This window comes from Streptomyces sp. NPDC028722 (assembly GCF_040637655.1).
Lineage (GTDB): Bacteria > Actinomycetota > Actinomycetes > Streptomycetales > Streptomycetaceae > Streptomyces.
Map to the genome: position 1 here is coordinate 246,810 of NZ_JBEZWU010000010.1, position 13,996 is coordinate 260,805.

A 13,996-nucleotide genomic window follows, 5' to 3' on the forward strand; every position below is an offset into this window, starting at 1 on the left:
TTTTTCCTCCCTGGACTTGCTGGATCCTGTGGACCTGCTGAACTTGATGCGACTATCCACAGTTGATTTGAACTCTGTCAATATTGATTGAATCAATATTGAGGCGTCAACGTGTGCAGAGACCGCTACGGTGGCCTCCATGCGCGATCACGAACCCGCTCCGCCGCACCGGCCCGGGCGCCGGCTGACCACCAAGGAGGCCGCCGAGCTGCTCGGCGTGAAGCCCGAGACGGTCTACGCGTACGTGAGCCGCGGCCTGCTCAGCAGCAGACGCGAACCCGGCGGCCGGGCCAGCACCTTCGAGGCCAAGGAGGTGGAGGCCCTCGCCCGCCGCAACCGGCGCGACGCGGCCGGTGGCCCGGGCACCGGCGGAGACCTCTCCGTGCGCACCCGGATCACGTTGATCGAGCAGGACCGGTACTTCTTCCGGGGCGTGGACGCCGTCGAACTGGCCGTCCGCCACTCCTACGAGGAGGTCGCGGAGTGGCTGTGGACGGGCCGGCTGATCCCGGGGGTGACGTTCTCCGCGCCGCCGACCACCGTCGAGGTCGCCCGCCGCGCGGTCGACGCCCTCTCCGAGCACGCCTCCCCGACCGACCGGCTGCGGGTGGCGGCGATCGCCGCGGCGGCCGAGGACCCGCTGCGCTTCGACCTGTCCGAGGAGGCCGTGCTGAACACGGCACGGACCCTCATCCCCACCCTCGTCGCCGCGCTGCCGCCGGCCCGGCACGACCACAAGGACGACGGTCCGCTCGCCCACCGCCTGTGGGGACGGCTCACCGGCCGTCCGGCCGACGACGCCTCCCTGCACGTCCTGGACACCGCGCTGGCCCTGCTCGCCGACCACGACCTGGCAGCGTCCACGCTCGCGGTCCGGGTCGCGGCCTCCGCCCGGGCGCACGCCTACGCGGCCGTCTCGGCCGGTCTGGGCGTCCTGGAGGGCCCCCTGCACGGCGCCGCCAGCGGTCTGGCCCACCGGATGCTGCTCGACGTGCTCGACCAGGGCGCGGCGGTCCCGGTGATCGCCGACGAGCTCCGCGCGGGCCACCGCGTACCCGGGCTCGGCCATCGGCTCTACACCGGCGAAGACCCCCGCGCGCGCGTGCTGTTCGATCTCCTGGAGAAGGTCCCGCGCGCGGAGTCCGCGCTGCTCGCCGCCCGCGACATCGTCGCCACGACCGCCCGGCACACCCCGCTGCACGCCAACGTCGACCTGGCCCTCGCCGTGTTCACCGCCTCCAGCGGCATGCCCGCCACGGCCGGCGAGACCGTCTTCGCCGTCGCGCGGACGGCGGGCTGGATCGCGCACGCCCTGGAGGAGTACGGCGAGCGCCCGCTGCGCATGCGCCCCAGCGGCCACTACGTCGGCCCGCGACCGCCGCAGCCCCTCCCGGGCTAGGACACGGCCCGGCCGGAAGTCACCTCGAAGGGACTCAGGTTAGGCTCACCTCTGTGAGTAGGTGTGCGACTGTCTCCCGGACCCTCGACGAGCCGCTCTCCGGCACGGCGGCCACGGCGACGACGTGGCTGCTGCTGGAGCAGCCCGGCCCGTGGGGTGCCAAGGCGCTCACTGCCAGTCACCTGGACCCCGTGCTGGGCCGGGCCCTGGAGGCCGCCGCCGAGGGAACAGGCGTACGCGTCGCCCTGATCCGGCGCCCCGGGCCCCACGCGGACTACGGCACCTCACCGGTCCGCCAGGTGTACGCGGCCCACACCGTTCCCGGACGCGTGTGGTTGCACGGCGCCACCACCCGCGATCCGCAGCGGCTCCTCGGACTCGACTTCGCCGCCCTGGGAGCGGGCGACCCCCGTTCCCTCGGCGCCGTCCTCGGCGGACGGCCGCATCACGGCGACCCGCTCGCGCTCGTGTGCACCAACGGCAAACGCGACCGCTGCTGCGCCCTCCTCGGCCGCCCCCTCGCCGCCGAGCTGGCCGACTCGGGAGTGCGCGGGGTGTGGGAGGTCACCCATCTGGGTGGACATCGTTTCGCGCCGACGGTGCTCGTCCTGCCGTACGGCTACGCCTACGGCCGCGCCGGGGCCCACACCGTCAAGGAGGCCCTGCACGCTGTGCGGGAGGGGCGGGTGGTCGTCGAGGGATGCCGCGGGTGCTCCGCCTGGGGCCGGCCCGGCCAGGCGGCCGAACTGGCGGTCCGGTCGGCCGCGGCCGAGTACCGGGCAGGTGTGCTCAGCGTCGTACGGACCGACGGCGCGGCCCCGCGCTGGGAGGTCACCGCCGTCCACGCCGACGGCCGCCGGTGGCGCGTCACCGTGGCTCAGGGCGCGTCGCTGCCGCCCCGCCCGGAGAGCTGCGGCGCGGCGGTGCTCGGTGCGCCCGCGCGGATGGACGTGACGGACGTGCGCGCACTGAGCCGGACGGCACTGGCCAGCTAGGCAGGCGGGCGCGACGGGCGGCAACGGCCGACTGGCTGTCAAGCATTGATCAGCACGTCAAGAATTGATCAAGAGATCCACACCACACCCGCTGGGGCTCTCACGGCCGCCCCCCGTACCGTCGGGGTATGAGCCCCACTCCCCCCGCCCGTCGTCTGCGCCTCGGTCTGCCCCGGCGGATGTTCTCGCAGGTGCTGCTGATGCAGGTGGCGATCGCCGCGGGAGTCGCGGTGCTCGCGACCGGGCTGTTCCTGGCACCGCTGAGCAAGCAGCTGGACCAGGAGGCGATGCGCCGGGCGCTGGCCATCGCCGAGACCACCGCCCAGGATCCGCAGATCGCCGAAGGCGTCCTCACCGCCCCGCCGGACAGGACCGGTCCCGTGCAGAGGGAGGCCGAGCGAATACGGCGGGCCACTCACGCCGAGTACATCGTCGTGCTGGACCGGGACTGGGTGCGCTGGTCGCACCCCACGGCCTCGGAGATCGGCCGGCGCGTCTCCACCGACCCCACCGACGCCCTGGCCGGCAAGGAGGTCATGGAGATCGACAAGGGCACCCTCGGGCGCTCGGCCCGTGGGAAGGTTCCGCTGTACGACGCCGGCCACCGCGTCGTCGGCGCGGTCTCGGTCGGCATCGCCTACGACAGCGTCCGGGCGCGGCTGATCAGTGCGATCCCGGGGCTGTTCGCGTACGCCGGCGGCGCGCTCGCGGTGGGCGCACTGGCCGCCTGGCTGATCTCGCGCCGGGTCCAGCGGCAGACCCGGGACCTGGCGTTCTCCGACATCTCCGCGCTGCTCGCCGAGCGCGAGGCGATGCTGCACGGCATCCGTGAGGGCGTCGTCGCACTCGACCGCGGCGGCCGGATCCGGCTGCTCAACGACGAGGCGCGGCGGCTGCTGGGCATCGGCGACGAGGCGGTCGGACGTGCCCCCGACGAGGCGCTCGGCGCGGGCCGTACGACGGACGTGCTCGCCGGCCGGGTGACCGGGACCGACCTGCTCACCGTGCGCGGCCAGAGGGTCCTGGTCGCCAACCGGATGCCCATCGACGACGGGGGCGCCGTCGCCACCCTGCGCGACCGCACAGAACTGGAGCAGCTGGGGCGCGAACTGGACTCCACCCGCGGGCTGATCGACGCCCTGCGCGCCCAGGACCACGAGCACGCGAACCGCCTGCACACGCTGCTCGGGCTGCTGGAACTGGAGCTGTACGACGACGCCGTGGAGTTCGTCGGTGAAGTGGTCGGCGACCACCGGGCCACCGCCGAGCAGGTCACCGAGAGGATCCAGGACCCGCTGCTGGCCGCGCTGCTGGTCGGCAAGGCGACCGTGGCGGCCGAGCGCGGGGTCGCCCTGTGGGTGTCGGAGCGCACCCGGCTCCCGGATCGGCTGATCGATCCGCAGGGGCTGGTGACGGTCGTGGGCAACCTCGTGGACAACGCCGTGGACGCGGTGGCGGGCGCCCCGCACGCGCGCGTGGAGGCCGAGTTGCGCACGGAGGGCCGTACGGTCGTCCTCCGGGTGTGCGACACGGGCCCCGGCATCCCGGCGGACCAGCGGGAGCTGGTCTTCACGGAAGGGTGGTCCACCAAAAAGCCGCCCGCGCACGGGAAGCGGGGCATCGGGCTCTCCCTGGTACGCCGACTCGCCGAACGGCAGGGCGGCAGCGCGACCGTGGGCACGGCGGCCGGTGGCGGCGCGGAGTTCACCGTGGTGCTGCCCGAGGCGCTGACCGAGCCGGAACGCGATCCGGCGGTACGCGAGGAGCAGCCCGGGACCACCGGCGTCGCCGTCACCGCCGAGGCCGAGGAGGAGGCGCGATGATCGAGGTCCTGATCGTGGACGACGACATCCGCGTCGCCCGCGTCAACGCCGCCTACGTGCGGAAAGTGCCCGGCTTCCATGTGGCCGGCGAGGCCCACAGCGCGGCCGAGGCGTTGCACCGGGTGGAGACCCTGCCGAGGCTGGACCTCGTCCTGCTGGATCACTATCTGCCCGACGGCACGGGGCTCGCGGTCGTCCGGGAGATGCGCCGTCGCGGCCACCAGACGGACGTGATCATGGTGACCGCGGCACGGGACGTGTCGACCGTGCAGGCGGCCATGCGGCACGGAGCGCTCCAGTACCTGGTGAAACCGTTCGCCTTCGCGGGGCTGCGGGCCAAGCTGGAGGCGTACGCCGAGCTGCGGCGGACCCTGGACGGCGGCGGTGAGGCCGAACAGGCGCAGGTGGACCGCATCTTCGGTGCCCTGTCCGCCCCGTCGGAGCCCCGGTTGCCCAAGGGTCACTCCCCCACCACGGCCGAGCTGGTGCGCCAGGCGCTGATCAACGCCGAGGGACCGCTGTCCGCCCAGGAGATCGCCGAGCGGACAGGGGTGAGCCGGCAGACCGCCCAGCGGTATCTGAAGCTCCTGGAACGCACCGGACGGACCCGCCTGACCCTCAAGTACGGCGACGCCGGCCGGCCCGAACACCGGTACGCCTGGGTGGCGCCGTAGCGCCGGGCGCGGCCCGGTCAGACGGCCCCGGCCCCGGTCAGCGAGCGCACCTCCGTCTCCGCGTACTTGGCCTCGTCCGCGACCTCGTCCGAGGTGACCGTGCCCAGCCAGCCGGCGAGGAAGCCGAGCGGGATGGAGACGATGCCCGGGTTCTCCAGCGGGAAGTACTGGAAGTCGACGTCCGGGAACAGGGAACCCGGACTGCCGGACACTACCGGGGAGAGCAGCACGAGCCCGATCGCCGGGAACAGTCCGCCGTACACCGCCCACACCGCCCCGCGTGTGGTGAAGGCCCGCCAGAACAGCGAGTAGAGCAGGGCCGGCAGGTTCGCCGACGCGGCCACCGCGAAGGCGAGACCCACCAGGAAGGCGACGTTGAGATCGCGGGCCAGCAGACCGAGTCCGATCGCCACGACACCGACACCGACCGCCGCCCACCGGGCCACCGTCACCTCGCTGCGCGGGGCCCCGCGGTGCGGTCGGCGCAGTGAGGCGTAGAGGTCATGGGCGACCGAGGCCGAGGAGGCGAGCGTGATGCCGGCGACCACCGCGAGGATGGTGGCGAAGGCGACGGCGGCGACGATCGCGAGCAGGACCGTCCCGCCGGTGGAGCCCGCTCCGCCGCCCAGGTCGAGGGCGAGGAGGGGCACCGCCGTGTTCCCCGCCGCGTTGGAACCGCGCACGGCCTGCGGCCCCACCAGCGCCGCCGCTCCGAACCCGAGGACGATCGTCATCAGGTAGAAGCTGCCGATCAGGCCGATGGACCACACGACGGAGCGGCGGGCCGCCCGCGCCGTCGGTACGGTGTAGAAGCGGGACAGGATGTGCGGCAGCCCCGCCGTGCCCAGCACCAGCGCGATTCCCAGGCTGATGAAGTCGAGACGGGCGGTCCAGTCCCCGCCGTACTTCAGACCCGGCGCCAGGAACGCCCTCCCGTGCCCGCTGCGCTGCGCGGCCGTGAGCAGCAACTGGTCGACGTCTCCGTGGAACCGTACGAGAACGAGCACGGTTAGCGTGACCGTCCCGCCGAGCAGCAGGACCGCCTTCACGATCTGGATCCAGGTGGTGGCCCGCATCCCTCCCAACGACACATAGATCACCATGAGCGCACCGACGCCGATGACCGTCCAGGCCTGGGCGGCACCGCTGGTCCGCCCCAGCAGCAGTGCCACCAGGCTGCCGGCGCCCACCATTTGTGCCACCAGGTAGAGAACGGACACGGTGACCGAGGAAGTTCCCGTGGCGATCCGCACCGGCCGCTCGCTCATCCGCGCGGCCACCACGTCGGCCAGGGTGAACCGCCCGCAGTTGCGCACCAGTTCGGCAACCAGCAGCAGCACGACCAGCCACGCCACGAGGAATCCCACCCCGTACAGCAGCCCGTCGTACCCGTACAGCGCGATGAGCCCGCTGATGCCGAGGAAGGAGGCCGCCGACATGTAGTCGCCCGCGATGGCGAATCCGTTCTCCATCGGGGAGAACAACCGCCCGCCGACGTAGAACTCCTCCGCCGAACCGTGCCGCTTGCGGCTCACCCAGGTCGTGATCCCGAGGGTGACCGCCACGAAGCCGCTGAACAGCAGCAGGGCCAGGGTCTGATGGCCACCGGTCACAAGGCACCCCTCCGTACTCCGCGGGTCAGCTCCTGGGTGTCCCAGCGCAGCTCCAGTGCGGCCCGGTCCCGGCGGAGCCGCGCGTGCCGGGCGTAGGCCCAGGTCAGCAGGAACGTGGTGAGGAACTGTCCGAGTCCCGCGAGCATGCCCACGTTCACCGCCCCGACCACGGGCCGGGCCATGAGCCGGGGCGCGGTCGTCGCGGCGATCACGTACGCCACGTACCAGGCGAGGAAGGCGGCGGCTCCCGGCACCACGAACCGGCGGTACCTTCCGCGCACTTCCTGGAACGCCTCGCTGCGCTGGACCTCGACGTACACGTCCCGGGCACGGACCGCCGCCGCGTCCGGCTCCCGGCGAGCGGGCGGCACGGTCGGCGTCGGCCTGCCGGTGCCGTCCAGTTCACCCCAGCCCGCCGCCGGCGCGTCGTACCAGGGGTCTGCATACCTCACGTCACGGGCGGGCGCGCCGTGGTCCTGCTGGTTCCCGGCCGGACTGTCGGGACCGTCCCCGACTCCGCGGGAGCGACCTTTGCTTGACTGCATGCCCAAGCATGGACAGACCGGGAGCATCCGCGACTCTTCTTCCCCGGGCTCTTCACCCCATCAGGTGACTCATCCGATGGGTGGCCGCACCAGCCCTTTGCCATAGGCGTACCGCACCGCCTGCGCCCGATCCTTGAGGCCCGTCTTGGCGAAGAGGTTGTTGATGTGGGTCTTCACGGTCGCGGTCGACACATGCAGCCGGCGCGCGATCTCCTGATTGCTGAGTCCTTCGGCGATCAGCACCAGGACCTCGCACTCACGCGTGGTCAGCCCGTCGGGTGCCCCGGCGGGCGCCGGCGCCGGTGCGGGCTCCGGCTGCGAGAGCCGCTCCAGCAGCCGACGCTGAACGCTCGGCGACAGTCCCGCGTCCCCCGACAGCACGCTCCGCACGGCGCGCACGATCTCGTCTCCACCGGCGTCCTTGGTCAAATACCCGCGGGCACCGGCCCGCAGGGCGGGGAACAGCGACTCGTCGTCCGCGTACGTGGTGAGCACCACCACCTGCGTGCCGGGGTACTGGGCCCGGATCCGCCGGGTCGCCTCCACGCCGTCGCAGCGGGGCATCCTGAGATCCATCAGGACGACGTCCGGGGCCAGTTCCCCGACCAGCCGTACCGCCTCCTCACCGTCCCCCGCGGCGCCGACGACCTCCACACCGGGCAGCAGCCCGAGGAGCATCACGATGCCCTCCCGGACGACGGTCTGGTCGTCGACGACCACCACGCGTGCCGGCTTCTTCTCCCCCTCCGTATCCGTCATACGGGCACCTTCAGCGTCACCATGAACCCCTCTTCGTCCGGTCCCGCGTCCAGCGAACCGCCCAGCAGCTCGGCACGCTCACGCATGCCCAGCAGACCGTACCCAGCTCCGGCCGCTCCGAGTTCGCCCGGCCGGCCGCCCGAGTCCCGCACGTGGAGCGCCACTTCGTGCTCCCTGTAGTCGAGCCGCACCCGGACCCGGGCGCCGTGGGCGTGTTTGCGGACGTTCGTCAACGCCTCCTGCGCGACCCGCCGCACCGCCTGGGACGCCTCGGCCGGCAGCGGTCTGCGCTCACCCGTGACGGTGACCTCGGCGCCGTCGGCCGCGCTGACGAGTTCGCTGAGGAAGTCCTCCAGGGGGGTCAGCTCGCCCCGCAGGGCCGACAGCGCCTGCCGGGTCTCGGTAAGGCCGTCGCGGGCCATTCCCCGGGCGGCCACCACCCGCTCCAGGATGCGCTCGCGGTCGGCGCCGTTCTCGATCAGCAGTCGAGCCGCCTCCAGGTGCACCAGTTGCGCCGAAAGGCTGTGGGCCAGCACGTCGTGGATCTCCCGTGCGATGCGGGCCCGCTCGGCCAGCGCGGCGGACTCTGCCTCGGCCGTGCGTGCGGCCCGCTCCTGGGCGAGCAGCCGCTGCGCACCGCCTCTCGCTTCGGCGTCCAGCCGCAGGACGTATCCGGCCAGGGCCATGCCCGCCACGGTGGCGGCCGTGGTCAGCCAGACGTCGTTGGTGAACGCGGAGTACGAGGCCAGCGCCACCGAGGCCACCGGGACGGCGGCCCCGAGCGGCAGTCGCTCCAGCGCGGTGACCCCGCAGCCGCACCAGATCACGAGGGCGGGCCCTGTGAACCCGGTGGCCTCGGCGGCGACCGCGATGCACAGGAGTACGGCCATGAGCGCGAGGGACCGCACCAGCCGGTGTTCGTAGGTGGTGGTGAAGAAGGCCCAGGAGACGAGAGCGGCGAGGACGATCGCCCCCGCTGCCGCGAGCGCTTCCCAGACGCCGATGTGTTTCTGGCTGAACGCACCCCACAGGAGCATGGCGAGCACGAGCAGTCTGACCGCCCAGGCGAGCAGGCGGCGGGACACGGTGGTGCCCGCGCGGCCGAGCGCTTCGCGTGACGGCCATCGTGTCCAGGCGTTGTCCGTCACACCCGCTCCTTCCAGGCCGAACGCATCTCGTCACCGTAGGCCGGGGCCGGACGGCCGGCGACGCCGAACGACTGGGCCCGCCAGGCCAGGATCCCGCCGCGGACCAGCAGGGTGCCGGCCAGGCCGAGCATCAGCGCGGAGCTGTCCTGGTGCAGCCCGAGTGCGGAGCCGAGGGCGAAGAGCCCAGCGCGCAGAGCTATGCCGACGCCCCATACGGCGACGCTCGCTTTCGTGCTTCTGGTCCAGACGGTCCCGTCCGGAGCCGTCCAGATGCGGGTGGTCCAGCCCCAGCCGGCGCCGGTGGCCAGGCCGATGAGCAGTTCCACCGCGAGCAGGGCGGCGGACTCCACGCGGTGATGGGCGTCCAGGATTCCGGGCTCGCGCAGGGCGACGACGGCCAGGACCAAGGGCAGCAGCCACCAGCGCCGGTCCGTGTCGAGCGTGTGGGCACGCAACTGCCGCGCGAGCACTGTGCCGACGACGGCCACGATCACCAGCGCATTGACGAGCCCGGACATCGGTGCCTCCCTGACCGTGAAGGTGATGCCGGCCGCGAGCGCTGCCGACGCCTTCGAAGTTACGGAAAGGAGCAGGTCACGGGATCGGAGCTGGGGTGGATCACGGGTGGAACCTCCCAGCGCCTTGCCTCCACCCCCGGGTGGAGAAGCCGTCCGGGTCGGCTGGAGTGACGGCTCGGGGTGACCCGAGTGACCCGAGGTGGTGGGGGTGGCGGGAGGAGTGCGTCGGGGGTGCGACCGGGCGGTCCGGCCGACCGGCCATGACACTGCGGCCGGACACCGGTGTCGTGGCGGGGCCGGTGGCGGCGGCGATGGCGGCGGCGGTGGAATCCGCCTTCCGCCGCCACCGATCCCGTACCGCCCTCCACGACACGCCGAGAGGCCTCAGCCTCCGGCCCGTCCGCCGCCTCTACGCGCAGCCGCCCCGGCCTCGGGAAACCGGTGAGCCCGAGGCCGGCGCAGCGGTCACGCGTCGATGCGCGACCGGTCGAGCGTCGCCGCCGAGCTGGAGATGAACTCCTTGCGGGGCGCCACGTCATTGCCCATCAGCAGGTCGAAGACCTGTTCAGCGGCGTCCAGGTCGGCCAGATTGATGCGGCGCAGGGTGCGATGGCGCGGGTCCATGGTGGTCTCGGCCAGCTGGTCGGCGTCCATCTCGCCCAGACCCTTGTAGCGCTGGATGGTGTCCTTGTACCGGACGCCCTTGCTCTGGAACGCCATGAGCGTGTCCCGCAGCTCGCGGTCGGAGTACGTGTAGACGTACTTGTCCTGCCCCTTCTTCGGCTGGATCAGCTCGATGCGGTGCAGCGGCGGCACCGCGGCGAAGACCCGGCCCGCCTCGACCATGGGCCGCATGTAACGCTGGAACAGCGTGAGCAGCAGGCAGCGGATGTGGGAACCGTCCACGTCGGCGTCGGTCATCATGATGATCTTGCCGTAGCGAGCCTGGTCGATGTCGAACGTCCGGCCCGAGCCCGCTCCTATGACCTGGATGATCGCGCCGCACTCGGCGTTCTTGAGCATGTCGGTCACGGACGAGCGCTGCACATTGAGGATCTTGCCGCGGATCGGCAGCAGCGCCTGGAACTCGGAGTTCCGTGCCAGCTTGGCCGTGCCGAGCGCGGAGTCACCCTCGACGATGAAGAGCTCGCTGCGGTCGACGTCGTCGCTGCGGCAGTCCGCGAGCTTGGCCGGCAGGGACGAGGACTCCAGCGCGGTCTTCCGGCGCTGGGCGTCCTTGTGCTGGCGTGCCGCGACACGGGTGCGGGCGGCGGCGACCACCTTCTCCATGACCACTCGGGCCTGCGCGGCGGCATCCCGCTTGGTGGAGGTCAGGAACGCCTTCAGTTCCTTGGAGATCACGTTGAACACGATGCGGCGGGCCGCCGAGGTGCCGAGCACCTCCTTGGTCTGGCCCTCGAACTGCGGCTCGGCCAGACGCACGGTGACGACCGCGGTCAGGCCTTCCAGCGCGTCGTCCTTGACGATGTCGTCCTCGGCCACGCGCAGCAGCTTCTTGGCGCGCAGCATCTCGTTCATCGTCTTGGCGATGGCCTGTTCGAAACCGGCCACATGGGTGCCGCCCTTGGGGGTGGCGATGATGTTGACGAAGGAGCGCAGGGTGGTGTCGTAACCCGTGCCCCAGCGCAGCGCCACGTCCACGCCCAGCTCGCGGGTGACCTCGGTGGGGGTCATCTGGCCGTGCTCGTCCAGGACCGGGACCGTCTCCTTGAAGCTCCCCTGGCCCGAGAAGCGGAGGATGTCGCAGACCGGCTTGTCTTTAGCCAGATACTCGCAGAACTCGCTGATGCCGCCGTCGAAGCGGAAGGACTCCTCGCCCTTGCTCCCGCCCTCGCCCAGGCCGAATTCGTCGCGGACGACGATGGTCAGGCCGGGGACCAGGAACGCGGTCTGCCGGGCGCGCTGGTGGAGGTTCTCCAGGGAGAGCTTGGCGTCCTTGAGGAAGATCTGCCGGTCGGCCCAGTAACGCACGCGCGTGCCGCTGCGGGTCTTGGGGATCTTCTTGGTCCTGCGCAGGCCGCTCTTGGCCTCGAACTTCGCGTCGGCACCGGCGGAGGCGAAGGCGCCGGGTACGCCACGCCGGAAGCTGATGGCGTGGGTGTGGCCGTTCCGGTCGACCTCGACGTCGAGACGGGCGGAGAGCGCGTTGACCACGGAGGCGCCGACGCCGTGCAGGCCACCGGAGGCGGCGTAGGAGCCGCCGCCGAACTTGCCGCCCGCGTGGAGCTTGGTCATGACGACCTCGACACCGGACAGGCCGGTCTTCGGCTCCACGTCCACGGGGATACCGCGGCCGTTGTCACGCACCTCCACGGAGCCGTCGTCGTGGAGGATCACCTCGATGTGGTCGCAGTAGCCACCGAGGGCCTCGTCCACGGAGTTGTCGATGATCTCCCAGAGGCAGTGCATCAGACCGCGGCTGTCGGTCGAGCCGATGTACATGCCCGGGCGCTTGCGCACGGCCTCAAGGCCCTCGAGGACGAGCAGGTGCCGCGCGGTGTAGTTGGAACCGTCCCGGTCTGCTCCTGCCAGCAGCGCTGTGGACGGCACGGACGTATCGGCGGTCACGCGGTTCGCTCCTCGCTGAATTTCAGGTGGCCCCCTTTTGGGTAAGGGGGCGGCTTCGGTCGCCGCACAGAGGGTACCGAGGCCTGGTAGAGCCGGTGTAACGCCACCCTCGTGGGGAACTCACACTAGACCAGACTCGTAAGCATGTTCGATCCCTCGATGGGGTGAAGTGCACATCACGTTCCCTTGGAGGCATGAACCATTTAGGCTCCGGGCACGTCCTCATGAACAACCGGCAACCCGGCCGGGAGGATCGAGACCGCAAGACAGCGCGAACCCGTACGCACTTAGAGACGCACTACGGCACATTCGCCGCCAACCGGCAGCAGACAGCCGCCCCGGAAAACTTTTTTCGAGGAAAAGCCACGAGCGGGAACGTTTTGGGGCTGGTTGGATGTTGACCCTGGTACGACAGCTCGTCGAGCTAGAGAAGAGGCGACGTGACTACTGTTCTGACCCCCGCGAGCCCACTGACGGCCGCCGATCGCTGCGACCGCTGCGGCGCCCAGGCATACCTGCGCGTCGTCCTGCTGAGCGGCGGAGAACTGCTCTTCTGCGCCCACCACGGTCGCAAGTTCGAGCCGGAACTCAAGAAGATCGCCGCTGAGATACAGGACGAGACGGAGCGGCTGACGTCCGTTCCGGACACCACTCCTGAAGAAGAACGCTGAATCTCGCACACACGACGAGCCAGCCCCGGCACAGGCCGGTGCACGGGCGGCTGCTCCTCCCCCGGGAGCGGCCGCCCGTGCTCATGCTCTCCCGCAGGCGCTCACGAGCGCCTGTAGGGCCCTTGTACGGCCCCTGTGGCCGGTTGCAGCACCCGCGTGACCTCCGAGACCCGTGTGTAGACACCGGGCCTTCCTGGCCGCCCACAGCCGCTCCCCCATGACACGAGGCCGATCAACCGCCCTCCCGCCACCAGGGGCCCGCCACTGTCCCCCTGGCAGCCGTCGGGGCCACCGGTGATCTCGCCGGCGCACAGCATGGTGGCGGCCCGGTACGTGCCCTCCGGGCCGCCCGGATAAGCCCGGGCGCACGAGGCGTCGGGCAGTACGTGCACGCGTGCGGCACGCAGCCGGCGTGCGTAGTGACCCTCGCCGGTCGTGTCACCCCAGCCGGACACGAAGGCCTCGGTGCCCGCCGTGTAGGCCGGGTCGCCGGCACTGGCCATGCCGACGACCGCGCTCTGCGGCAGTTCCCCGGCGAGGGTGACGAGTGCGAAGTCGCCGGAATTGGTCGTGGCCTCGAAGGCGGGATTGACCTGGACGTCCCGTACGGCGATCTCCTCTCCCTCGCCCGACAGCAGGTCCGTACGGCCCGCGATGACTCTGAGATCACGTACCCGGTTCGGTGGCACCCCGAGGGCCTCCTCGGACAGACAGTGGGCCGCGGTCAGCACGACGGTGCGAGCCACGGCCACACCGCCGCAGAACTGGCCCGCCCGCGTACCTCCGAACCGGTCACGGCTGGCCAGCGCCACCGTCCACGGAGCCTGGGAGACATCTATCGGGAAGCCCCCGACCACCACGCTCCCGGCTACGGCCGGGACGGCGGTCACCAGGGATATACCGCTGATGGCGGCCGCCAGGGCGAGCGGCCGGATCAGTGCCCGGGCAAGGGAACGGCGCATAGGGACTCCTCACTCTGCGATGCTGCTGGGACACCCAGAGTCAGCCAACCGCCCGCCGCACGCAGCACGAAGGCCCGGCCTCCGCGAGGAGGACCGGGCCTTCGCCGTACGACCGCGACCTAGGTTCTGTCTCTTTGGTCAGCGTCGGGTCCAGATGAGGATGCCGGCGAGGTGGAGTGCGGCCTGGTAGGCGATGGCGAGTTTGTCGGTTCGTGTGGCCAGGCCGCGCCACTGCTTGAGCCGGTTGATGCACCGCTCGACCGTGTTCCGCTGCTTGTAGACCTCGCGGTCGAAGCCGGG

The 13,996-nt window shown here is 71.5% G+C and carries 13 protein-coding genes; 5 read left to right on the top strand and 8 right to left on the bottom strand.

Features of this window, described 5'->3' with window-relative positions; all coding sequences use genetic code 11:
• The first annotated feature begins 139 nt into the window (after positions 1–139).
• The 4 genes from AB0F03_RS18705 (at position 140) to AB0F03_RS18720 (ending at position 4,891) form a co-directional block, all read left to right on the top strand.
• Positions 140–1,399 (top strand): citrate synthase, encoded by a 1,260-nt coding sequence (locus tag AB0F03_RS18705; RefSeq protein ID WP_361992776.1) that lies wholly within the window; start codon positions 140–142, stop codon positions 1,397–1,399.
• A gap of 53 nt (positions 1,400–1,452) precedes the next feature.
• Positions 1,453–2,394 carry a sucrase ferredoxin gene (locus tag AB0F03_RS18710; RefSeq protein WP_361992778.1) on the top strand — a complete coding sequence of 314 codons (942 nt, stop codon included), beginning with the start codon at positions 1,453–1,455 and terminating at the stop codon, positions 2,392–2,394.
• A gap of 128 nt (positions 2,395–2,522) precedes the next feature.
• Positions 2,523–4,217, top strand: coding sequence for a sensor histidine kinase (locus AB0F03_RS18715; protein WP_361992781.1), 1,695 nt, complete (start codon positions 2,523–2,525; stop codon positions 4,215–4,217).
• Positions 4,214–4,891, top strand: coding sequence for a response regulator (locus AB0F03_RS18720; protein WP_361992782.1), 678 nt, complete (start codon positions 4,214–4,216; stop codon positions 4,889–4,891). Before AB0F03_RS18715 ends, AB0F03_RS18720 begins: the two co-directional genes overlap by 4 nt.
• A gap of 17 nt (positions 4,892–4,908) precedes the next feature.
• On the opposite strand, the gene AB0F03_RS18725 is transcribed toward AB0F03_RS18720, so the two are convergent.
• The 6 genes from AB0F03_RS18725 to AB0F03_RS18750 form a co-directional block, all read right to left on the bottom strand.
• Positions 4,909–6,504 carry a cation acetate symporter gene (locus AB0F03_RS18725; protein WP_361992785.1) on the bottom strand — a complete coding sequence of 532 codons (1,596 nt, stop codon included), beginning with the start codon at positions 6,502–6,504 and terminating at the stop codon, positions 4,909–4,911.
• A complete protein-coding gene (locus tag AB0F03_RS18730) occupies positions 6,501–7,049 on the bottom strand; it encodes a DUF485 domain-containing protein (protein ID WP_361992788.1) in 549 nt (182 codons plus the stop codon). The genes AB0F03_RS18725 and AB0F03_RS18730 overlap by 4 nt, the downstream gene beginning before the upstream one ends.
• Positions 7,050–7,118: 69 nt before the next feature.
• The gene (locus AB0F03_RS18735) at positions 7,119–7,808 is read right to left on the bottom strand and encodes a response regulator transcription factor (RefSeq protein ID WP_361992790.1); all 690 of its coding nucleotides are present in this window, start codon (positions 7,806–7,808) and stop codon (positions 7,119–7,121) included.
• On the bottom strand, positions 7,805–8,956 hold the full coding sequence (locus AB0F03_RS18740) for a histidine kinase (protein ID WP_361992793.1): 1,152 nt from the start codon (positions 8,954–8,956) through the stop codon (positions 7,805–7,807). The genes AB0F03_RS18735 and AB0F03_RS18740 overlap by 4 nt, the downstream gene beginning before the upstream one ends.
• Positions 8,953–9,474: a DUF1453 domain-containing protein gene (locus AB0F03_RS18745; protein ID WP_361992795.1), complete on the bottom strand. Its 522-nt coding sequence runs from the start codon at positions 9,472–9,474 to the stop codon at positions 8,953–8,955. The genes AB0F03_RS18740 and AB0F03_RS18745 overlap by 4 nt, the downstream gene beginning before the upstream one ends.
• A gap of 465 nt (positions 9,475–9,939) precedes the next feature.
• Positions 9,940–12,063, bottom strand: coding sequence for a DNA topoisomerase IV subunit B (locus tag AB0F03_RS18750; RefSeq protein WP_361992797.1), 2,124 nt, complete (start codon positions 12,061–12,063; stop codon positions 9,940–9,942).
• Between the two features lie 440 nt (positions 12,064–12,503).
• On the opposite strand from AB0F03_RS18750, the gene AB0F03_RS18755 reads away from it, so the two are divergent.
• On the top strand, positions 12,504–12,734 hold the full coding sequence (locus AB0F03_RS18755; RefSeq protein ID WP_361992800.1) for a hypothetical protein: 231 nt from the start codon (positions 12,504–12,506) through the stop codon (positions 12,732–12,734).
• 101 nt (positions 12,735–12,835) lie between these two features.
• On the opposite strand, the gene AB0F03_RS18760 is transcribed toward AB0F03_RS18755, so the two are convergent.
• Positions 12,836–13,696, bottom strand: coding sequence for a serine protease (locus AB0F03_RS18760; protein ID WP_361992803.1), 861 nt, complete (start codon positions 13,694–13,696; stop codon positions 12,836–12,838).
• 138 nt (positions 13,697–13,834) lie between these two features.
• Positions 13,835–13,996, bottom strand: a 162-nt coding sequence (locus AB0F03_RS18765) for a transposase (RefSeq protein WP_361992828.1), incomplete at its 5' end; no start/stop codon positions are given.